Origin of the sequence: Acinetobacter sp. (genome assembly GCF_041911495.1) — a bacterium.
In the GTDB taxonomy this organism is placed as follows: Bacteria; Pseudomonadota; Gammaproteobacteria; order Pseudomonadales; family Moraxellaceae; genus Acinetobacter.
Map to the genome: position 1 here is coordinate 1 of NZ_JAYROT010000067.1, position 20,937 is coordinate 20,937.

The following is a 20,937-nucleotide window of genomic DNA, read 5'->3' on the forward strand; positions in this document are numbered from 1 at the left end:
TTGACATTTGTCTTCATTGGCGGTGCCTGCATTACCCGGTGCAACAAATACCGTGCTGACTTTGGCATCTTGAGCAATTTTCCAAGACAAGGCATGCTCACGACCACCACTACCCAAAACTAAAATATTCATCAATTATTTTCCCTTTTCATCTCGCAATGAAATCGAATTTATCAAAATGCTGTGATGCAAAAAATTTCATCAAAAATTATGAATGAAAAAATCCCTGTGTACTAGCCCAAAATCATATGTTGAGCTGTACAAAGGGATTTTAAAAATCAGTGACGGAAGTGGCGCATGCCTGTAAATACCATGGCAATGCCATGCTCATTGGCTGCTGCGATGGTTTCTTCATCACGCATTGAACCACCCGGTTGGATAATACATTTGATGCCCGCTTTGGCTGCATTATCAATACCATCACGGAAAGGGAAGAATGCATCCGAAGCCATTACCGCACCTTCAACCACGAGTCCTGCATGTTCTGCTTTGATCGCTGCGATACGAGCGGAGTTGACACGGCTCATTTGACCTGCGCCAACACCAATGGTTTGACGGTTTTTCGCATAGACAATTGCATTTGATTTCACGTATTTTGCAACTTTCCAAGCAAAGATTAGATCGTCAATTTCTTGCTCGGTTGGTGCACGGTCAGTTACGACTTTGAGGTCAGAGGCTTTGATCATACCCAAGTCTTGATCTTGTACCAAAAGTCCGCCATTGACACGTTTGAAGTCAAACTGTGGTGCACGTGCATCAATCGCAGGCAATTCGCCACAAGTCAAAACACGTACATTTTTCTTAGCACCAGTCACTTCAAGGACACCATCGGCAATACTTGGTGCAATGATCACTTCTACAAATTGACGATCAACAATTGCCTGTGCAGTCGCCACGTCTAACTCACGGTTGAAGGCGATAATGCCACCAAATGCAGACTCAGGATCGGTTGCATAAGCAAGATCATAAGCAGTTTGAATACCGTCTAAAGATACTGCTACGCCGCACGGATTGGCGTGTTTTACAATCACACAAGCAGGCTTGGCAAAGGTTTTGACACATTCAAGAGCAGCATCGGTATCGGCGATATTGTTATAAGATAGCTCTTTGCCTTGCAATTGCGTTGCAGTCGATACCGACGCCTCAGTCGCTGTGCTTTCGACATAGAACGCTGCGGATTGATGTGGGTTTTCACCGTAACGTAAATCTTGTGATTTGTTCATTTGCACGTTGAAAGTACGGGCAAATTGATCTGCTTCGCCTTCTGCTTTGCCCACACGTGCGCCAAGATATTGCGCAATCATGCCGTCATATTGCGCTGTATGTTCAAAGGCTTTCACTGCCAAATCAAAACGAGTCGCATGTGAAAGTGTACCGTCAGCTTTTAACTCAGCCACTACGGTATCGTAGTCTGAAGCATTAACGATAATACCAACAGAGGCATGGTTTTTAGCCGCAGCACGTACCATGGTTGGACCACCGATGTCGATGTTTTCGATCGCATCTGCAAGAGAGCAATTTGGTTTAGCAACAGTTTCAGCAAATGGATAAAGATTGACAATGACCAAGTCGATTGCATCAATATTGTGCTCAGCCATGACAGCTTCATCAAGCCCTCGACGCGCCAAAATCCCGCCATGAATCTTTGGATGCAGGGTTTTGACACGACCATCCATCATTTCTGGAAAGCCAGTGTGCTCTGACACTTCGATCACAGGAACTTGGTTGTCTTTAAGTAGCTTATAAGTGCCACCAGTTGAAAGAATTTCAATATTCAAGCTTGCAAGCGATTGTGCAAACTCAACGATACCAGTCTTATCAGAAACGGAAATTAAAGCACGAGAAACAGTCATAGCGGTATGTTTAAAATCAAAAGTGAAAGGGGAAACATCTAAAAATTAGGCATAAAAATGCCCGCTCGTTGGCAGGCATCTTATCATTTATTCAACTATTCAGCCATTAAACCGTGAGCTTTTAACTTCTTACGCAAAGTGCCACGGTTAAGTCCCAGAATCTCCGCAGCACGTGTTTGGTTGCCACGAGTATATTCAAGAACGACTGATAATAATGGTTTCTCCATTTCAGCCAAAACCATATCGTAAACTTGCGCAGGCTGTTCACCTTGCAATTGAGCGAAGTAATGGCGAACTGCACGGTCTACGTGAATACGTAGCGCAACGTCAGATTGTGCAGTAAAAATAGGAGACTTACTATTCATGCGATAAATCCGAAAATTTTGACCACTAGATAATTAATGTAGTTCATCAACATTATCTTAGCGGTGGGTTAATATGTTAAGCATCTAGTGACCCATTCAAGACCATCAAAATAATGATCGTTTAAACAGTCACAGCTTCATCCGAAATGAAGCACAAACAATTCATTTTGCGGTGCAACTCAACCGTGTTTGACTGTATGAAAAGTATACATGTCAAAAACAACGAAAAACAAAACCCTACACCAACCAACATTGGCAATTAAAAGGGAATAGTTTTCAAACTGCTAGAACCAGCAAAGGAGACAAGTTAAAACTTCAATTGCACATATCATAGCATTTTCTCGCCCAAAGTGAGCAAATAAAGTTCATTTTTTCGTAATTATTTTGCTGTATATTTGGAAAGTTTCAGCGTATATTCCTCAACTTTTTGTTTTTCCTGAATTGTTTAAAAAATATGCAAAGCTGCTTTTTGTAAATAAAGTCAAATTAATTTGGAATTTTGGACAACAAGACGGGTTGATGTGACGGATTAGATGTAGTGAAAGAAGAAAATTTGAAAAATCAATAGAAGCACCAGTAAAAAATTGAGCACACCCCAAGTCACATAATAATTGCGCTGGTTATCTGTCATTTTCGCCTTACGGACATAACGGACTTCATTCTTTTTAGGATTAATCTTGGGTGTTGCGACCGTTACTGCTTTCAAACCAAACTGATTTGGGCTCATGGTGTCAAGGTGATTCAGATAGGTGTACAGATTCAGTCTTGAGCCCTCCACACTACTATTCATCATATCCATCACATGATCAATGATACTTGCATTTTTTGAGGCATGTGCCGTCAAATCAAATGGGTTTGTTTGGATATCTTTGGTGTCGTGTTGTAGAGAGTAGTGGATAAAGTTTTGCGGATTGGTGTTGGGTAGATAATCAGGATCGAGAATAAAATGCGCAAAAGCATCAAATGTTGCATGACATTCTGCACAGCGCACTTTGCCCTGAGCTATGTTAAGTTGCATTAAGGTCAGTTCATAAGTGCTTTGGCAGTTTGGACATTGGCTATAGTAGCGCATTGATTCTCAATCCAATTTTAGCTCAACATCGAGTTGGTTAAGCCTTTCGATGTCCTGAAAGGCGACACCAGTTTTCTTCACGCATCTGTTGCCCAGTGATTTCAAAATACGGTGCGTAAGCAGCTTTGACATCTTCGATCTGTTCTTCAATCAATCCTGCAAGGGCAATCTGTGCATTCGGTACAGTGAGATTGTAGAAAGTTTCAACCAGCATCATCAGTGGTTTGGCTAAGATATTTGCAACTAAGATTTCTGTTTTGTCTTGATAATGTGCTTCAAACTCTTCAGGTAATCCGACCCAAAGTCGATCTGCTACACCATTCAATTCTGCATTTTGCTTGGTTGCTAGAACAGCTTGCGGGTCAATATCGGTCGCATAGACATATTTTGCACCAAGTAATAGTGCAGCTACACCCAAGATCCCTGAGCCACAGCCGTAGTCAATCACCACTTTATCTTTGAGATCAATTCTTGCAAGCCACTGTAGGCAGAGGAAGGTACTGGCATGGTTACCTGTACCAAAAGCAAGCCCTGGATCAAGTTTGATATTGGTCACTTCAGGATTCGGCGCTTCAAGCCATTCAGGGACGATCCAAAGATTATCTGCGACTTGGATCGGCTCATAATAATCCATCCAAGCACGTTCCCATACTTGATCTTCGATGACTTCCGAGCGGATCGCAGTGTGCTCGATCTGCGCAGAAATAAACTGCGATAACGCATCCGCATCTAAAGGTTGATCGTCTTCTTGCTGAAAAATACCAGTCACAATCACCTTATCCCAAAGCGGTGTTTCACCCGGCAGCGGTTCAAGCAAAGCTTGATCTTCCGCATCGTCTAAAGTCACGCTCACTGCACCTAAAGATAACAGTAGCGATTCGCAGATTTCGACTTGAGATTGTTGTACTGTGATATGGATTTGCAACCAGTTCAAAAGATGTCACCAAAAAATTCAATTGTTGCGATGTATTGTAGCCGATAAGCACAATAAAAAATTGGGCACTGTGAAAATTCCCACAAAAAAATAAGGGTCTTAATAAAGTAGAGCATCAACAGTGGCTGTTAATGCGCTTTGATTGGTTGAATTTTTAGCGAGAATTAATGATTGAGACTCTCAGCTGTTGCATCTTCAGGTAGTGGCGCAATGCGATTGAGTAGAAAACCAAATGCCACCGCAAAAAAATACATAAAGATCGAATACACCGCCGCAGGCATGGCAATGGTGGTACTTGCCATGATGGTAATGGCAATGGTAATCGCCAGAGTGCCATTATGAATACCGATCTCAAACGCCGAAGCACGTGCTTGGCGTGCGCTGATACCAAACATTCTCGGAACGAAATAGCCAATGCTTAGGCTTATTGCGCAGAATAATGCGGTTGCGACACCGACTTCACCAATGTAGTTCACGAGGTTTTCACGCTCGCTCATGATCGCACCAAGAATGATAATCACGAGGAATACCACGGCAAAAATGCGAGTAGGCTTATTGAGCTTATCCGCTGTGCTTGGCGAGTAATGACGAATTAACATCCCGATCAATACAGGCACGATAATGATCACAAACACTTGCACGACTTTGGCAAACTGTAGCCCAATCTGCTGATCGCCTTGCATAAAGTGATTGATGGCAAAGTTCACTACGATCGGCAAAGTGACGGCAGCCAAGATCGAATTGATCGCCGTCAAGGTAATATTTAAAGCAATATCGCCTTTAAATAGATAGCTCAGCAAATTGGCAGTTGCACCACCTGGAGAGGCTGCAAGTAGCATCAAACCGACTGCAAGTAATGGTGAAAGGGCAAAGATTTTACACAAGGCAAAAGCGACACCCACCAATAGCACCAGTTGGCAAAATAGGGCAACAAACACAGCTTTTGGATGTTTTCGAACACGGCTAAAGTCTTGTGGTGTCAGCTCTAAACCTAGACCTGCCATGACAATACCGAGTGCAATCGGTAAAAATAGGGTGACTAATGCGGAATCCATTATTATTCATCCTTGAATATTCTAGGCGATTGATTTTGAGTGTAGCGTAATTTACTTGCTTTACAAGCGGTTTAAAGCAAGTGGTTAAAATGGAGTAATTATAATGATGCAATAAAAACCATTTCATTAGAGTCATGTCATTAAAGTCATGCAATACAGCATCGAAATGATTCCATTGTAGGCTACAACAGTTTGTCTAAAAAATCTGTCATCGTCATGACAGTCTTGCACATGTTGCAGTGCAAAATAGGCTACACTATGCCAAGTTTTAACTATACATTTTGATTGTGCAGAAATTTGATGAGTAAACAGCAAGCATCGAGTCGATATTGGGTTACCTGTGCCGATGGTTTGGAAAACCTATTGCAGGAAGAAATCACTGCATTAGGCGCAGAGGTAGTCGATCGCAAAGCAGGGCGATTGATTATTCAAGGTCAGCTTGAAACCGCATATCGTATTTGCATGTGGTCACGCCTTGCCTCACGTGTGTTGTTGCCGATTTTCTCGCAAGAGATTGAACAAAATTATGATGATCGTGATGTCGCAGAAGAGCTATTTGAAGCGTCAGTCAATTTTGATTGGTCATTGATCTTTGCACCGCAAAGTACCTTTGCCATTCGCTTGCATACCGAACGTGAAATCAAGGTCAATACACAGTTTGCGACTTTACGTGTCAAAGATGGTGTGGTCGATAGCTTTATGGAAAGCCAAGGTCGCCGTCCAAGCATTGATACCAAGCAACCTGAAATTACCCTTTATGTGCTTGCAGGCAAATTAGCGCATCATTTCTGCCTTGATTTGTCAGGCGACAGCTTGCACCGTCGTGGCTATCGCCGTTATATGACCGATGCTCCGATCAAAGAAAACCTTGCCGCTGCGATTTTGCAAAAAGCCCAACTTACCGAGCGCAAGCCTGACATGATTCTTGATCCGATGTGTGGTTCGGGCACATTTATTATTGAAGCCTTGATGATCTTGACTGACCGTGCACCGGGCATGGTGCGTCGTTTTGGTTTTAACGGTTGGCATGGGCACGATCATGAACTGTGGCAAAGCATCAAGCGTGAAGCGGTTGAACGTCATCACGCAGCGATGGAGCGACCATTGCCGAAGTTTTATGCGTTTGATGCGGATTGGGATGCGGTACAAGCTACTCGCAAAAATATTATCGCCGCAGGTTTTGAATCGGTACTCGATCAAATTCAGATCGAAGAACGTGTCCTTGGCGATTGGTGTAACTTTAATTTAACAGATGGTCAAAAGGCATTCGTCGTGACTAACCCACCATATGGCGAACGTCTAGGGGATAAAGCTTCGAATCGTGCTTTGTATCAAGGCTTGTCTATTTTGTTGCAGGAACAATTTAGCGGGCAATATGCTGCGGTAATCGCTGCGCATATCGAGCAAGCTGATGTATTGGCATTGGCTGAGCCTGAAACTTTACGCTTGATGAATGGTAATTTGCCGATCTACGTGCGGATGGGGCAGGTCAAAGCAGCGACCGATCGCCAACCATTTTTACAAAATTGGCAAGCTGAAAAAGTAGAAATCGAAGAAGCACAAGACTTTGCCAATCGTCTACAAAAGAACATGCAAAGCCTGAAAAAATGGGCAGTGAAAGAACAAGTCCATTGCTTGCGTTTATATGATGCGGATTTGCCGGATTTTAATTTGGCGGTGGATTTGTACGGCGAGCTGTTGCATGTGCAAGAATATGCGCCACCGAAAACAATTGATCCTGAAAAAGCCAAAAAACGCTTTAATCTTGCATTGGCGGCGATCCGTGCGGTCACTGGGATTCCACGTGAAAAAGTCTTTATCAAAACCCGTGCTCGTCAGTCGGGTAAAGCGCAATATGAAAAGCAAAGCCAAGCCTCAAAGCGCTTTATCGTGCGTGAAGGTGATGCCAAACTGCTAATTAATATGACGGATTACTTAGACACAGGCTTGTTCTTAGACCATCGTCAGATTCGGTTACAGATTGCCAAAGAAGCAAGAAATAAACATTTCTTAAACCTGTACAGTTATACATCGACTGCCAGTGTGCATGCAGCCTTAGCAGGTGCGGCGAGTACCACCAGTGTCGATCTGTCCAATACTTATTTGAACTGGGCGAAAGAAAACTTCGTACTGAATGGCTTGACGGTGGATCATCCTGATGAACAACATCAGTTCTTCGCCAGTGATTGTTTTGAATGGCTCAAAGAAGGGCATGAGCAATACGATTTGATCTTTATTGATCCGCCGACATTCTCCAATTCTAAAAAATTCTACGGCACATTCGATGTACAACGTGATCATTTATCGTTGATCAAACGTGCCATGAATCGTCTGAGTAATGATGGCGTTTTGTATTTCTCCAATAACTATCGTGGTTTTGAGATGGATGAGGAGATTGAAGCGATGTTTGATGTGGAAGAAATTACCCAGTGGACGATAGGTCCAGACTTCAAACGCAATCAAAAAATCCACCGTGCATGGCGGATTCGTCATTTTGATGTATAAGTTGATTTTTAGTCCATTAAGCCAAAAATCCCTCCCAACCTCCCTTTAACAAAGGGAGGAGAGGTGCAAATTTTTACTCTTTTTTTTACTCATCTTTTAATGCACATTCAAAGCTCGATGGATTGTGCGAGCAACGAATACGTTTGAGTATATTCATCATATCTTTGTTGTAATAACCTTGCTTGGTCATCGAGATACGAGATTCTCTCATCAGTTTGAGATAGCTTGGCTTATCATCTTCATGCAGTTCTACCCAAAATTTTTTTGGAATACGAGCTTCGAGCTTATCGACAAAATCAAAAGCAGGTTGCAATTGCTTAGAAATAATTTCACGTGTGATCGGTCCCATTCCCGCAGGAAACTTATCACGGTGCATGATCAATGTCCCTGTTACTTGGATCAATGGGAAACGGATAATACCGCCTTTCGCCTTGCCTGATTTGTCCGTCAAACCACGATGAAGTTCTAATGTTTCAAACAAAAAGGTCGCAAAGGTGATTCGGGGTCACATCCGCAAAGTCATTCAATTTTGAAGTCATAAAAAATACGCTATTCAAACTGAATAACGGATTTCAAAAAACTTATTGGAATTGAATTTAGAACCAATTCACTAGCGATACGCCCAAGCCGACATAAGTCGCTTTGTGGTTATAATCAATCAGACTTTCACCGTAGCCATCAAAGATTTGCAAGTGCCCACGAAGTGGACCTGACAGTGGGAATGCCCAATCAAACTGCAATGCACCATGACTATCGTCACCACCTTTTAAGCTATGACGTGCCATCAGTGAAAAGTTGTGATCTTTCCATTTGTAGTTGGCAGTAATGTCACCATGTCCAAGATAGTCGGTAATGTCAGGATTATTGTCATCAAACTCATCTTCTTCAAGGCGATACCACGGACGAATCATCAATGCGAAATTGTCACGTTCTAAGCCAACGTTGAGCATGACACGGTTCCAACTTCTTGAAAATGGATCAGAGCGACCATTGGATTGGTGATTAAGTGTTACACCGAGCAAACGTCCATGCAGACCAAGTAAGTTGTAATTGGTGCGGAAAATTAAACTTGCTTCAGGCTCATAGTTGGTTTCACGAAATGGACGAGATTCATCTTCGTTATAGACTTGCCAACGTGAAGACTGCGTATAACCAATCCATACGTCACCAGTATCCCCAAAAATATCTTGAAGTGCTTTGGTCTTAAATGAAAGTTGGAATTTGGCTTCGGTATTTTTCAAATCCTGTTCAGGGGTGACATCATACAAGGGATTTGGGCTATGCGGTGTGGTATTGGTTTTTGATGTCCACATTGCAGGCAGGAGATAGACTGGCTGATATGAACGAATCTGCCAAGTCCCTAGTTTTGCTTCAGGGCTCAGCTCCCAACGCTTATCCAGTAGTGACGTATTTGGATTAAATGCAGGTGCAGCACCAATCAGTTTCAAGTCTTCAGCCTTCTGTTGAATATGTTCTGTAACAGTCTGCGGTTCAGGCTTTGCTTCTACTAATACGTTGTCTGCTTCATTTTCAGGCGCAGCGTCAGTCACTGCATTTTCTGTGGCTTTAAAAACCAAGTCATAGCAAGCAAGACGTTCAGTCGCCGATGTTAAACCAACACATGCAGTTGCTGATGCAGGGGTTGGATCGCTAGAATCTGCACTCACCACAGGTAGCGTATCTTCTGCAAAAGCAAAACTTGAGCTAATACATACACTCAGTGTCGCCATTTTTAATAATTTCACTGAATTGGTCGCATGCAATGGGTAACGCAGTTTAAGCTGTGGGGTAGACATAAGAACTCCAGAAAATCACTTAAAGCAAAACATGATAAATATGCACAAATTCTAAATACGTTTAATTTCAAAACCAAGCTCAGACAAGTCATTTTGACGAGCGATCGGTGCAACCACAGATCGAGATGGGCTTTGATCAACAAGGTACTGCGCTGTGACACGACGTAAATCCTCAATCGTCACATCTAAAAGTCGCTGACGAAACGCTTGGCGGAAAGCACGACCACGCTGATGAAAGTCAGCGTAGCAACTGGTGATCGCCTCACCTGCAGGTGAACCAGGTTTATCCATGCTAGAAATCACCCCAAGAATGGCTTCTTCGATCTGATGCGGTTTGGCATCATGATTCATGAGCCAATCAATCGAGCGCTCAAAATCAGCAAAAGTTTCACTCAAGCGTGGGTCGCGATAGCTAAAGAAACGGAAAGCACAGGCATTGGCATCATAGCCCGCACCGCCACCATAAGCACCACCTTGCTCACGAATTGCTTGGTGCAAGAAGCCATCCCGTAGATACGGTCCGAGAATGGTCAGTACCGCCGCATCAGGATGGTCAATCGCTACCGCAGGGTAGACGCTTGCGCAGAACTGTACATTAGATTGAATGAGCCAAGCTTGATCTTGAGTATTGGTTTCAAAAGATGGCAAGTTTAAAGGTGCGGTTTCAGTATCTACAGCATTTTTAGACCATACATCAGCAAGTTTTTGCAACAATTCATCGCTAAATTCTTTTTCACAGACCAATAAGAATTGTTTAGGTTGATTGAGAATGCGTTGCTGTAAAGACTGAATCTGCGTAATAAATTGAGTGTAATTCACGTCATTTTCACGGATATCATCAATCAGCTTCGATAGCCATTGCAGGGCAGGCAATCCAGTCACATGATAGTCACGTTTGGCATAAGCACTCATGTTGCGTGCCGCAGTTTGCATGGCATAACCATGTCCTGCATTGCTGAGGCGAGCTTGCCAACGGGCTTTGCGCTGTTGCAGAAGTTCGAGGATACGGCTCTTCTCATCCAAGCGAATATTGCAAAAAGAATGTTGAAGCAGTTGCATTGCATCAGGGTTGCGATTTAAGGCTTTGGTGGTGAGTGTCAATAAAGCACTGATTTGATCAGCATCATCGACCTGACTACGCAAGCTCACACCCATGCCGACACCGCCACTGATTTCTGTCTGACGCTGTTGCAAGGTCAGATAATCATCATCGCCTGCGCCGACTTCACCCATCAGCAAAGCGAGAATGCCCAAATATGGTGATTGCACCACATCATCAGGCAGCTCAATCAATACTTGTTGATAATACAGACCGTTAGTACCTGCATGATACAGTTTGACAGGTGTTTCACGATTTGCCAGCTGGTTTGCCAGTTGAATCGTAGTGTCGATCGGCTCGATGTGTTTGAGATCGGCAGGAATATCTTCCAGTCCAACTTTTGGTAATAACGACAAATCATCTTCTGTGGCTTGACGTTGTTTCAATGCTTCGGCTTGTTCAATCAATTGCGCTCGATCTGCATCGGTCAATTTTTCATTGATGTGATCAAGTCGAGCTTGCTCCGCCGCTAGTTCTTGTGCAGAAATATTTTGATCGGGAATGAGCGTCATACGCACACGATGCGGATTATCAATCAAATAGGTCTGAATCAGATTGGACAACCACATTGGGTCTTGTAAATCTTCACGAATTTGCGACAAGGCTTGATCAACATCCCATACCGCCACAGGATCGCCGTGATGAATGGCAGCGCCTAAACCATTTAAAATCAAACTCAAACCATACGGTGCACCATCACCGCCAACCTCACGTTGATGCAATTCGATCTGATGCAAAATCGCTTCGATTTGCGTTTGATCAATTGGCTTCGAGGCGACATTTTTGAGAATCTCAAGCGTACCTTGCTCAAACTGTTCGGCACGATCTGCTTCTGAACCTTGAATACCGCAATAGAAGGTCATTTCAAAATTACTATCATCCACGCCAAGCATCGGACCTGTAGACTGACCAAGCCCGCTAGTTTCGAGATATTGGCGCAGTGGTGACGCCGAATTTTCCAACAAAATCCCTTCGACCAAACGCATAGCAAGACGCAGTTTGATATTGGTCATTTCAGGCAATAACCACGCCATCACATGATAGGTTTTTTCGCGTAAATCTTCTTCATCGACCGCATAGGACTCGACCACTTGGATCGGTTGGCTTAGACGTTGTTCAGGTACAGAATGAATGGTGTTGCCTTGCTCAAAATCTTGTAAAGCTTGTGATTCTACTTGCGTATGAAATTCCGTCACATCCAAATCGCCAAAGCTCATCAACACCGCATTCGAAGGATGATAATGGCTTTGATAAAAGGCTTTAAGTTGCGCATAACTCAAGTCGGGAATATCTTTTGGATCACCGCCAGAGTTGTAGTGATAAGTGGTTTTTGGATACAGATGATGTGCGAGTTTGTGATAAAGCTGATCGGTGGCGGCACTCATTGCGCCTTTCATTTCATTAAACACGATACCTTTATAAACAGGGCGATCATTTTCCAATTCAATACGAATGCCTTCTTGAGCAAAGTCCAACGGATTCAAATTGGCATGAAACGCCGCATCCAAATACACCGAAAGTAAGTTGTTAAAATCTTTATCATTCTGCGTGGCAAACGGATACGCTGTCCAATCCGCAGCGGTAAAGGCATTCATAAAAGTATTCAGCGAACGGCGAATCATCGAGAAGAATGGATCACGTACAGGATATTTCTGCGAGCCACACAGCGCAGTATGTTCCAAAATATGTGCTGTGCCTTTGGAGTCCATCGGCTGGGTGCGAAAGGCGACTAAAAAGACTTTTTCAGGGTTCTGATTACCCAAGTGATAATGTACCGCATTGGTTTTTTTATGGCGGTATTCAAACACGGTGGTGGAAAGCGCAGGGATGAACTGCTGACGTACCAAATCAAATGCAGGGTGAGTAGATGGGGCGACTGAATTTGAACTGGTCTTCGACATATGAACTCCAAAATAAAAAACGGTATAGATGCTTTACAAATCCAAGCAACTAAAAAATGCAAAACAGCTTTGGAGTATACCTAAAAATAGAGGAGAGCGGAAAACTTGAAGTTTTTTCTTTGATTTTGAACGTGCGAAATGAGCCATGCCATTGTTTGTGGTAATCTAAGGCAATTTTTTAAAAACATTGGAATATTGCACATGACTGCGCCTGCACTGTTTTCACTTGGAAATGCTTTGGTCGATCAAGAGTTTTTGGTCGATGACGAATTTTTATGTCATGCCGAGCTGAATAAAGGCACCATGCAACTGTGTGATGCAGCGCAACAAGCCAAGTTGGTGGAATATTTGGCAGATGCGGAGCACAAAGGTCAAGCCAGTGGTGGCTCGGCGGCGAATACCACAGTTGCGTTCAGTGCGCTTGGTGGGACAAGTTTTTATGCTTGTCGTGTGGGTAATGATGATTTGGCGAGTTTTTATCTCAATGACTTGGCATCCGTAGGTGTGCAGACCGACGAAAAATCAAAAAGCGAAGGGCAGACAGGTACGTGCATCGTGCTGATCACCCCAGATGGCGAGCGTACGATGTACACCCATCTTGGTATTACTGCTGAGCTGAGTGCAGATCAGATTCATTTTGATGCGTTAAAATCGGCTGAATGGCTGTATATCGAAGGCTATCTAGCGACCAGTCCAAGTGCGATCGAAGCGGTCAAACTTTCTCGTGACATTGCCAAAAAGCATCAAGTGAAAATGGCAATTTCCCTGTCTGACCCTGCGATGGTGCAATATGCAAAGGTCGGTTTGGATGCGTTGATTGATGATGGTGTCGATGTGCTGTTTTGCAATGAGCAAGAAGCCTTGATGTTTACGGCTAAAAGTCATCTCGATGATGCTGTACAGGCGTTACTTGAGCGTGCGGAAACCGTTGCCATCACTTTAGGTGCAAAAGGTGCATTGATCGCAAGTCGTGGTCAAGCGACATTTACTGTTCAAGGTCAAGCTGTGCAGGCTGTGGATACCAATGGTGCAGGCGATGCTTTTGCAGGGGGCTTTTTATCTGCGTTGGTGAAAGGACAATCTTTAGAAGAAGCCGCGAATTTGGGCAATTTGGTCGCATCAAAAGTCGTCAGCCAATTTGGTCCTCGGTTAAGTCTTGAACAATACCAAGCCTTGCTATAAATTTTTAAACAGTATTTTTGAATCAGTTCAATTGTTAAAGATTTATAAAAATCTAAGTGTGGAGTGAATATGCATTTGATTTGCCAAACAGAAGATGTGCCAGAGCGTGAAGCACGTGGCTTTGAAACGCCTGTCGGTGAGTTGATCGTGACGCAACGTGATGGTTCATTCTACGCCTACAAAAATATCTGTCCGCATCTCCAAGTCAATCTTGAATATATGGAAGATCAATTTTTAGATATGGATAAGGAATATATTATCTGTTCAACGCATGGTGCACTGTTCAATGTCGAAGATGGTGAATGTATTTGGGGACCGTGTCAGGGCGATGCACTGACAAAGGTTGATTTGGAAATTCATTCCGATGGTGGGATATACCTTAAAGATTGAATTTTTTTGGCGCAATGAAAAGGGGAGAATGCTAGATGACGATCACCACAGCGTTATTTTTTCATAGTGCTTTATTGCCTTTTCATATGAGTGTGTTGACGATTTTTATTCTGATCATTGGTGAAACCATTGGGATTTATATCAAGCATCGCCCATCGCAGTTGATTCGACAGATGGTACCTAGATGGCTTCGTGAAGCACCACTACTCCAAGTTCAAATTTCTCGATTTATTGTCTTATTATTCTTCTTGATCAATTTTAGTTTTGCAGGCTATTTGATTCAGCTGAGTGCTTTTGCATTCTCAGGTGGCTTTGTACATACAGGCTTTGTGTTGATCCCTGCTTTGCTTATGGCGTGGTTCTTTACCTTATTTATGATGCATTGCTTGGATCAAGTAATTAAACCGACGCAATCTAATCAACAGGTCTTTTTGCTCGGACGTTTTGCCACGATCGTCAGCGGGACAGCTCGTCCAGGCTCAAGTGCGCAGGCGAAGGTGCGTGATCAGTTCGGACGACTACATTATGTACAGGTTGAGCCTGAATTCGGCGAATTGATACTACAATCCAAAGTGATATTGGTCGATTATCGAGAGTCACATTACATCGCCAAAGCAATCGTCAACAGTGAAGAATATCAATTTGGCTTAGAACAAAAATAACGCACTCTATAAATAATCGGAAAATCGCTAACTTATTTTATGTAAAAACTTAAATCGTGGGGCGATCTGTCCAGCACTTATTTCAACGGTTTCTTTAAACATCTCTAAAGGACGCACCCATATCGAATAATCGCCGTAAAGGCATTGATACACGACTAAGGTTTCTTCGGTTTCACTATGTCTTGCCGTATGCAGAACTTGGTAAAGCTGACCTTTGTAGTGTTGATAAATGCCAGCTTGTGGAGTGTTTGAAGTCATATTTTTCTCGAATTATTTTAAAAACAACTGATAACCTAAGTTGTTGGTGATCTCATCGAATGGATAATTAATCTGTTCCAACGTCGTGAGCAAGCTATCTTGAGCTTCATTTTCTTGAGTTGCGCTTTGCTGTGAGTTTTTACCTGCTTGAAGCCCCATGAGTACACGTCCTTCAGCTGCTCCATGATTACGATAGTGGAACAGGCTGATATTGTGCTCAGGTCCAAGACTTTCTAAAAAGCGGAGTAAAGCACCAGGGCGTTCAGGGAAAGATACACGGAATAAGCGTTCATCAGGCAAATGACCATGACCACCGATCAAATAACGAATATGCAATTTGGCAATTTCATCATCGGATAAATCCACCACATTATAATCAGCTTGGAGTTGCTCGAAGATTTCTTGACGTTCAATATCGCCGTTTTTTAGGCTAATCCCGACGAAGACTTGCGCCTTTTCACTGCCATTGTAACGATAGTTAAATTCAGTAATATTGCGACCTTGCAAAGCACGGCAGAAAGCGAGGAATGCGCCTTTTTGTTCTGGTAAAGTCACGGCATAAACCGCTTCACGATGTTCACCAAGCTCAGTGCGCTCAGCTATAAAACGTAAGCGATCAAAGTTCATATTGGCACCGCAAACGATCGACACCATATTTTTATTTTCGATATGGTGCTGTGCGACGTATTTTTTAATCCCAGCTAACGCCATTGCACCTGAAGGCTCAACGATACTGCGATTTTCATCATAAGTATCTTTGATCGCTGCACAGATTTCATCTGTATTTACGGTCACAACGTCAGCTTCAATGATCTTTCCTGAACCGTCAGACTTGTCTAGTTGTAATACTTCAAATGGCAACTTACCAATTTGCGCCACCGCTGTACCATCAGCAAATAAACCCACATGCGGTAAAATGGCACGTTGACCTGTTTCAAGGGCGAGTTTTAAACATGCAGACTCTTCATATTCCACCGCAACGACTTTGACATGCGGTGCCACGTCACCAAGATAGGCCGCCACACCTGCGATCAGACCACCACCACCAACTGCGACGAAGACATATTCCACATCACGCCATTGACGGATCAGTTCGTTGGCAATGGTGCCTTGTCCTGCGATGACCAGTTCATCATCATAGGGTGGGATAAAGGTCAGTCCATCCTCTTCCGCACGTTGCTTGGCATATTTATTAGAAATATCAAAGCTATCACCATGCAAAACCACGGTGCCACCAAGACGTTTGACTGCTTCAACCTTGATGTCAGGTGTCGTGGTTGGCATGACGATGATCGCAGGAATACCAAGCTTCTGACCAGAAAGTGCAACGCCTTGTGCATGGTTGCCTGCGGATGCGCAGATCACACCTTTATCAAGTTGTGCTTTTGGTAACTGGCTAATACGATTGTATGCGCCACGCAGTTTGAATGAAAAAACAGGTTGCAAATCTTCACGTTTAAAGCGAATGTTATTATTGAGTCTTTGGCTAATTTTTGGTGCAATCTCAAGTGGGGATTCGATGGCAACATCATAGACAGTTGCTTGTAAAATTTGTCTAACCCAATGAGACAGCATGACATTCTTCCAAATTTAACAGTAAAATATGCGCCATTGTAGCAAATCAAAATTCATTACGCTGAAGATTTGCTAGAATTCCGAGCTGAACCGCCAAATCATTCAATTGAGATGAACAATGACTTTATATGCTTCGCAAGATGACAAAAAACGTGCAGCCGCAGAAGCTGCGATTCAACATCTACCAAAAGGTGGAATCTTGGGGGTGGGCACAGGTAGTACGGTCAATTTCTTGATTGATTTACTTCCAGAGTTACAACTTGAAGCTGCTGTGTCGAGCTCGAAAGCGACCGAAGAGCGCCTTAAAAAATTGGGTATCGAAGTGGTCGACCTCAATCATGTGGGTGGTTTGGATGCTTATGTTGATGGTGCTGATGAGATTGATCGTCATCTACATATGATCAAAGGTGGCGGTGCAGCCTTGACTCGTGAAAAAATCGTTGCATCAACGGCAAAGCAGTTTGTCTGTATCGTTGATGATTCAAAATGGGTGACACAGCTTGGGCGTGAGTTTCCACTTCCTGTAGAAGTCATTCCGATGGCACGCTCGGCAGTGGCTCGCAAGTTAGTTGCGCTCGGTGGTGATCCTGCATATCGTGAAGGCGTGGTGACGGATAATGGCAATGTGATTTTGGATGTGTTTAATCTGAATATCATCAATCCGCTTGAACTTGAGCGCACTATGAATAATATTCCAGGTGTAGTGGCCAATGGTATCTTTGCGCAAAATGCAGCGAACATTGCTATTGTTGCAACGGATAATGGCATTGAAGTCAGAAAACCTGAATAATCCGAAAGCTAGTATAATGACTGTATTCGAATGATCTTAAAACAAACTGAACAATTCAGTCCTCTTTTGCCAGAAATTCACATGGTAAGGCATGCTCGCGCTAAACGTTTAAAACTTGCCGTTTCGGCGCAGGGTATTCGGCTGACTGTGCCACCGTATGCAACCAAACGGCAGATACAAGATTTTTTAGTGCAGAGTCAAAGTTGGCTGGAACAGACATGGCAAAAACAACAATTACTGATTTCGCAAAAAACAGAACAATCTGCGCAAATAGAATTACCAACGACTTTGGATTTAAACTTTTTCCCAAAGACCATTCAGGTTGATTATAAACGCATGTCACGTGCGTTTACATGGTCGGAAAGCAAATTACATTTAATAATAAATACTGAGCGAGCAGAGCAGGCTCTAACACAGTTTGTTTTTCAATTTGCCAAGCAGGTTTTACCCGAGCCGTTAAATTATTTTGCAAAAGTTCATCAGCGAAAGGTGAATACGGTGCGTATCAGCAAAGCAAAAACACGCTGGGGCAGTTGTAGTAGTGATCAACGTATTATGCTCCATGCAGGATTATTACTGATGCCTTTAGAGAGTGCAGAATATGTAATTTTGCATGAGCTTGCGCATACTGTTCACATGCACCATCAAGCTAGTTTTTGGCAACAGCTTGAGCAGTGGTGTCCACAGGCAAAACTAAAGCAGAAACAATTAAAACAATATCGCTTACCGCAATGGTGGAGCGCATAAACGGCTAAATAAAAAAGCAATCATCAATGAATTGATGATTGCTTGAATGAAAAAAGCTTAAAGATTTTTTAAATACAAGACTGAATATCGTCAGTGCCAAAAGTTAAATCAGTAAGTGATGGGTAAAGGTTTTGACTATTACCTGTTCTAGCAGAAACGATTTCAGCATTTTTAACTTCGAACTGTAAAAAATGTGGTGGTCGAATTTCCCCAGAACCGACATTCAGAATATAATGGTGGGTTGTACCATCTACTCGAAGTAGGTTGTCACTTTTATCTCGGTTAATTTGTCCTGCAATGGTTTGATTGCCTTTAGTTAATCGAACGTCACCGCTAGCAAGGATCTCGACCTTACAATTCTGTACAGTATGTGTGCCTACGAGATACTCAATATCCGTAAATCGTGCGCCGATGTCATCTGCATTTAGACCTTGCTTACATGGTAAAGCGCTTGTTTCACAAGTTGCTGTACTCGTAAAGCCAAAAGCTGCACGATAATCTCCTGCACCAGTCCAACGGAAAGTAGAAGTCGAAGTTGCTTGGGCATAGTCTTGGTAATATTCATAATGATTGAGTGCATTTAGTCCCGTAGGGTTCAGGATGCTTTGATAGCTTTTCTCAGCGATATCAAGTGTATATGCTTTAAAATCTTCGCCGAAAGTCGTTCTAACTTCTTCTTGTAGTAACCCAATGTCTAAAGAGTTGTTGAGAGCTGGATCAATATTTTTTGGAGCTGTAACGAGTTTCAAAAAGCTCGTGGAATCCCCGGCTATGCTTCGACCATCTAAATAACCATCACGAAGGTCAATAGCGATATTTGTTGAAAGATCTACATAGCTATTTGTGCTATTTGGAAATTTACTTTGCCAAAGATTAAGCATGCCAAGGCTTAAAAGAATTGATATATTGCTTTTGATTGCGGACTTCAAATTGAATTGCCGAAATACTTTGACTGTGACTAAATTTTGGAAAATCTTTCAAGTTGAAAGCTTGATTGAAAAATTTATTGAGTTCAGTGCTTGCTTTTGTAATATGGTCAATATTAATCAGTGAATGATCAGGGTTTTCGAAATCTAAGTTCCCTGAACGTACTAGAGTGCGCTGATAAACTGACTCTGATAGTGGTGTCAAATTTATATTGAGATCATTTGCCATTGTGTCTACGGCGTGAATTTTACCGTTGAACGGAGTGTTTTTAACTTGAATGGGATCGAATATAAGACTATTCGTTTTACTGGAAAGAGTTACAACCAAAACTTTTTGTAGGTCATCTTTCTTTAGTTCAATTTCTTCAGTTTCAAAACCTGTAAAATCATTATTTGTGTATATTGGCTCGGCACGCCCAGCAAGATCTACTTTTAAAGAGGCGTTTTGTACGTACATAGGGATATTGACAGTCATTGAAATGAGATCAGTATCATCGTCATCAGTCGTATTTGAGTTACTTCCTCGTGATGTACCTGAGCCTCCACCACATGCGACTAATCCCGCACAAGCAATTGCCAACCCTATCTTGTAAAGTGATGAAAGTGTCATTACATCTTTTGTTTTTATCGAAGGCATCCGCGCACTCCATTGCTATTATGTATAAAATCCCTAAGACTAGTATTAAAAAGTAAAAAAACCATTCGTCTAGTCCATTCCTCGATTTTGTTTCAATAGTTTTTTTGTCATACTAGGGGATTGGGAGGTGGATCATTGAATTTTTATCAACTTTCAGGATTTCAGCTTCAAAATTTCATGGTTTTAGATGGCTTATTTTAGGCAAAGTAGCCAAAGATGTAGCGAAAGCTTATAAATGCACGGTTACAAAACGAAGGTGAGGTGAGCACAGTGATTAACGTGGGTATTGTTGGTGGTACAGGTTATACAGGGATTGAGTTAATCCGTTTGTTATTACAGCATCCACAAGCTCGAATCAAAATGTTGACTTCACGTACGGAAGCAGGGCTCAAAGTCGCAGATATGTTTCCAAGCTTGCGTGGTGTATTAGACTTGGTATTTAGCCCTTTAGATATTGATCAATTGAAGACTTGTGATGTGGTGTTTTTTGCAACGCCGCATGGTGTAGCAATGAAACATGCACAAGACCTCGTTGATGCAGGAGTTAAGGTCATTGATTTGGCAGCAGACTTCCGTTTGCAGGATTTAGCGCAATTTGAAAAATGGTATGGTATGGGACATGAATGTCCTGAACTATTAAAACAATCTGCTTACGGTTTATCTGAGTTAAATCGTGAAAAAATCAAAAATGCGTCAGTCGTCGGCAATCCTGGTTGCTATCCAACGACGGTTCAGCTTGGCTTGGCACCATTGTTAAAGTCTGAACAAGCTTTAATTTCTTTTAAAAACATCATCGTCGATGCCAAGTCGGGTGTATCAGGTGCAGGTCGTAAAGCCAGTATGGGCATGATCTACACAGAAAATACTGACAACTTCAAAGCTTATGGTGTGGCAGGACATCGTCATCATCCTGAGATCGTTGAAGCTTTAGAAAATATTTCAGGGCAAAAAGATGCTTTTGATAGTCTGACTTTTGTACCGCATTTAGTCCCGATGATTCGTGGCATGCTCAGTACCATTTATGTCAATTTGACTGAGCAAGGTGAGCAAACTGATTTACAGGCTTTATTTGAGCAGTTTTATCAAAATGAAGCTTTTGTCGATGTGATGCCTGCGGGAAGTCAACCTGAAACACGCAGTGTACGTGGTGCGAATTATTTACGTATTGCGTTATATCAACCAATGCCAAA

19 protein-coding genes and 1 pseudogene are annotated in these 20,937 nt (G+C 42.6%); 7 read left to right on the forward strand and 13 right to left on the reverse strand.

Going from position 1 to position 20,937, the window contains the following annotated elements; translation table 11 throughout:
• From ACE3PQ_RS09100 to ACE3PQ_RS09125, 6 genes are all read right to left on the reverse strand, one after another.
• A partial coding sequence (locus ACE3PQ_RS09100; RefSeq protein ID WP_374297147.1) for a phosphoribosylamine--glycine ligase N-terminal domain-containing protein occupies nucleotides 1-132 on the reverse strand: 132 nt, incomplete at its 3' end.
• Between the two features lie 146 nt (nucleotides 133-278).
• The gene (gene purH / locus ACE3PQ_RS09105) at nucleotides 279-1,853 is read right to left on the reverse strand and encodes a bifunctional phosphoribosylaminoimidazolecarboxamide formyltransferase/IMP cyclohydrolase (protein WP_374297116.1); all 1,575 of its coding nucleotides are present in this window, start codon (nucleotides 1,851-1,853) and stop codon (nucleotides 279-281) included.
• A gap of 95 nt (nucleotides 1,854-1,948) precedes the next feature.
• Entirely contained in the window at nucleotides 1,949-2,218 is a 270-nt protein-coding gene (fis, locus tag ACE3PQ_RS09110) for a DNA-binding transcriptional regulator Fis (protein WP_092617800.1), read from the reverse strand.
• Nucleotides 2,219-2,747: 529 nt separating this feature from the next.
• Nucleotides 2,748-3,290, reverse strand: coding sequence for an MJ0042-type zinc finger domain-containing protein (locus tag ACE3PQ_RS09115; protein WP_374297118.1), 543 nt, complete (start codon nucleotides 3,288-3,290; stop codon nucleotides 2,748-2,750).
• A 37-nt stretch (nucleotides 3,291-3,327) separates the two neighbouring features.
• Nucleotides 3,328-4,224 (reverse strand): 50S ribosomal protein L11 methyltransferase, encoded by an 897-nt coding sequence (prmA, locus tag ACE3PQ_RS09120; RefSeq protein WP_374297120.1) that lies wholly within the window; start codon nucleotides 4,222-4,224, stop codon nucleotides 3,328-3,330.
• A gap of 164 nt (nucleotides 4,225-4,388) precedes the next feature.
• Nucleotides 4,389-5,279, reverse strand: coding sequence for a bile acid:sodium symporter family protein (locus tag ACE3PQ_RS09125; protein WP_374297123.1), 891 nt, complete (start codon nucleotides 5,277-5,279; stop codon nucleotides 4,389-4,391).
• 300 nt (nucleotides 5,280-5,579) lie between these two features.
• Between ACE3PQ_RS09125 and rlmKL the strand changes: the two genes are divergently transcribed.
• Complete coding sequence (gene rlmKL, locus ACE3PQ_RS09130) at nucleotides 5,580-7,784, forward strand: bifunctional 23S rRNA (guanine(2069)-N(7))-methyltransferase RlmK/23S rRNA (guanine(2445)-N(2))-methyltransferase RlmL (protein WP_374297125.1); 2,205 nt, start codon at nucleotides 5,580-5,582, stop codon at nucleotides 7,782-7,784.
• Nucleotides 7,785-7,869: 85 nt separating this feature from the next.
• On the opposite strand, the pseudogene ACE3PQ_RS09135 reads toward rlmKL, so the two are convergent.
• The 3 genes and pseudogenes from ACE3PQ_RS09135 to ACE3PQ_RS09145 all read right to left on the reverse strand — a co-directional run.
• Nucleotides 7,870-8,265, reverse strand: a pseudogene (locus ACE3PQ_RS09135) (putative solute-binding protein); the annotation flags it as partial.
• Nucleotides 8,266-8,380: 115 nt separating this feature from the next.
• Nucleotides 8,381-9,514 (reverse strand): phospholipase A, encoded by a 1,134-nt coding sequence (locus ACE3PQ_RS09140; RefSeq protein WP_374297149.1) that lies wholly within the window; start codon nucleotides 9,512-9,514, stop codon nucleotides 8,381-8,383.
• 117 nt (nucleotides 9,515-9,631) lie between these two features.
• The gene (locus ACE3PQ_RS09145) at nucleotides 9,632-12,580 is read right to left on the reverse strand and encodes an insulinase family protein (RefSeq protein ID WP_374297127.1); all 2,949 of its coding nucleotides are present in this window, start codon (nucleotides 12,578-12,580) and stop codon (nucleotides 9,632-9,634) included.
• A 201-nt stretch (nucleotides 12,581-12,781) separates the two neighbouring features.
• Here ACE3PQ_RS09145 and ACE3PQ_RS09150 point away from each other — a divergent pair, with 201 nt between their 5' ends.
• The 3 genes from ACE3PQ_RS09150 (at nucleotide 12,782) to ACE3PQ_RS09160 (ending at nucleotide 14,814) form a co-directional block, all read left to right on the forward strand.
• On the forward strand, nucleotides 12,782-13,762 hold the full coding sequence (locus ACE3PQ_RS09150) for an adenosine kinase (RefSeq protein ID WP_374297129.1): 981 nt from the start codon (nucleotides 12,782-12,784) through the stop codon (nucleotides 13,760-13,762).
• A 69-nt stretch (nucleotides 13,763-13,831) separates the two neighbouring features.
• On the forward strand, nucleotides 13,832-14,152 hold the full coding sequence (locus tag ACE3PQ_RS09155; protein WP_374297131.1) for a Rieske (2Fe-2S) protein: 321 nt from the start codon (nucleotides 13,832-13,834) through the stop codon (nucleotides 14,150-14,152).
• A 35-nt stretch (nucleotides 14,153-14,187) separates the two neighbouring features.
• The gene (locus ACE3PQ_RS09160; RefSeq protein WP_374297134.1) at nucleotides 14,188-14,814 is read left to right on the forward strand and encodes an OB-fold-containig protein; all 627 of its coding nucleotides are present in this window, start codon (nucleotides 14,188-14,190) and stop codon (nucleotides 14,812-14,814) included.
• 27 nt (nucleotides 14,815-14,841) lie between these two features.
• Here the strand turns inward: ACE3PQ_RS09160 and ACE3PQ_RS09165 are convergent, their stop codons facing one another.
• Nucleotides 14,842-15,072, reverse strand: coding sequence for a DUF1653 domain-containing protein (locus ACE3PQ_RS09165; protein ID WP_374297136.1), 231 nt, complete (start codon nucleotides 15,070-15,072; stop codon nucleotides 14,842-14,844).
• A gap of 12 nt (nucleotides 15,073-15,084) precedes the next feature.
• Nucleotides 15,085-16,647 carry a threonine ammonia-lyase, biosynthetic gene (ilvA, locus tag ACE3PQ_RS09170; RefSeq protein WP_374297138.1) on the reverse strand — a complete coding sequence of 521 codons (1,563 nt, stop codon included), beginning with the start codon at nucleotides 16,645-16,647 and terminating at the stop codon, nucleotides 15,085-15,087.
• A gap of 118 nt (nucleotides 16,648-16,765) precedes the next feature.
• On the opposite strand from ilvA, the gene rpiA reads away from it, so the two are divergent.
• Together rpiA and ACE3PQ_RS09180 are read left to right on the forward strand one after the other, a co-directional pair.
• Nucleotides 16,766-17,437, forward strand: a complete 672-nt coding sequence (gene rpiA / locus ACE3PQ_RS09175; RefSeq protein ID WP_374297140.1) for a ribose-5-phosphate isomerase RpiA — start codon at nucleotides 16,766-16,768, stop codon at nucleotides 17,435-17,437.
• Between the two features lie 81 nt (nucleotides 17,438-17,518).
• A complete protein-coding gene (locus ACE3PQ_RS09180; RefSeq protein ID WP_374297142.1) occupies nucleotides 17,519-18,184 on the forward strand; it encodes a M48 family metallopeptidase in 666 nt (221 codons plus the stop codon).
• A 68-nt stretch (nucleotides 18,185-18,252) separates the two neighbouring features.
• Here ACE3PQ_RS09180 and ACE3PQ_RS09185 read toward each other — a convergent pair whose 3' ends face one another.
• Entirely contained in the window at nucleotides 18,253-19,065 is an 813-nt protein-coding gene (locus tag ACE3PQ_RS09185; protein ID WP_374297143.1) for a hypothetical protein, read from the reverse strand.
• Nucleotides 19,058-19,747: a hypothetical protein gene (locus ACE3PQ_RS09190; protein WP_374297145.1), complete on the reverse strand. Its 690-nt coding sequence runs from the start codon at nucleotides 19,745-19,747 to the stop codon at nucleotides 19,058-19,060. Before ACE3PQ_RS09190 ends, ACE3PQ_RS09185 begins: the two co-directional genes overlap by 8 nt.
• A 270-nt stretch (nucleotides 19,748-20,017) precedes the next feature.
• On the opposite strand from ACE3PQ_RS09190, the gene argC reads away from it, so the two are divergent.
• A partial coding sequence (gene argC, locus ACE3PQ_RS09195; protein ID WP_374297151.1) for an N-acetyl-gamma-glutamyl-phosphate reductase occupies nucleotides 20,018-20,937 on the forward strand: 920 nt, incomplete at its 3' end.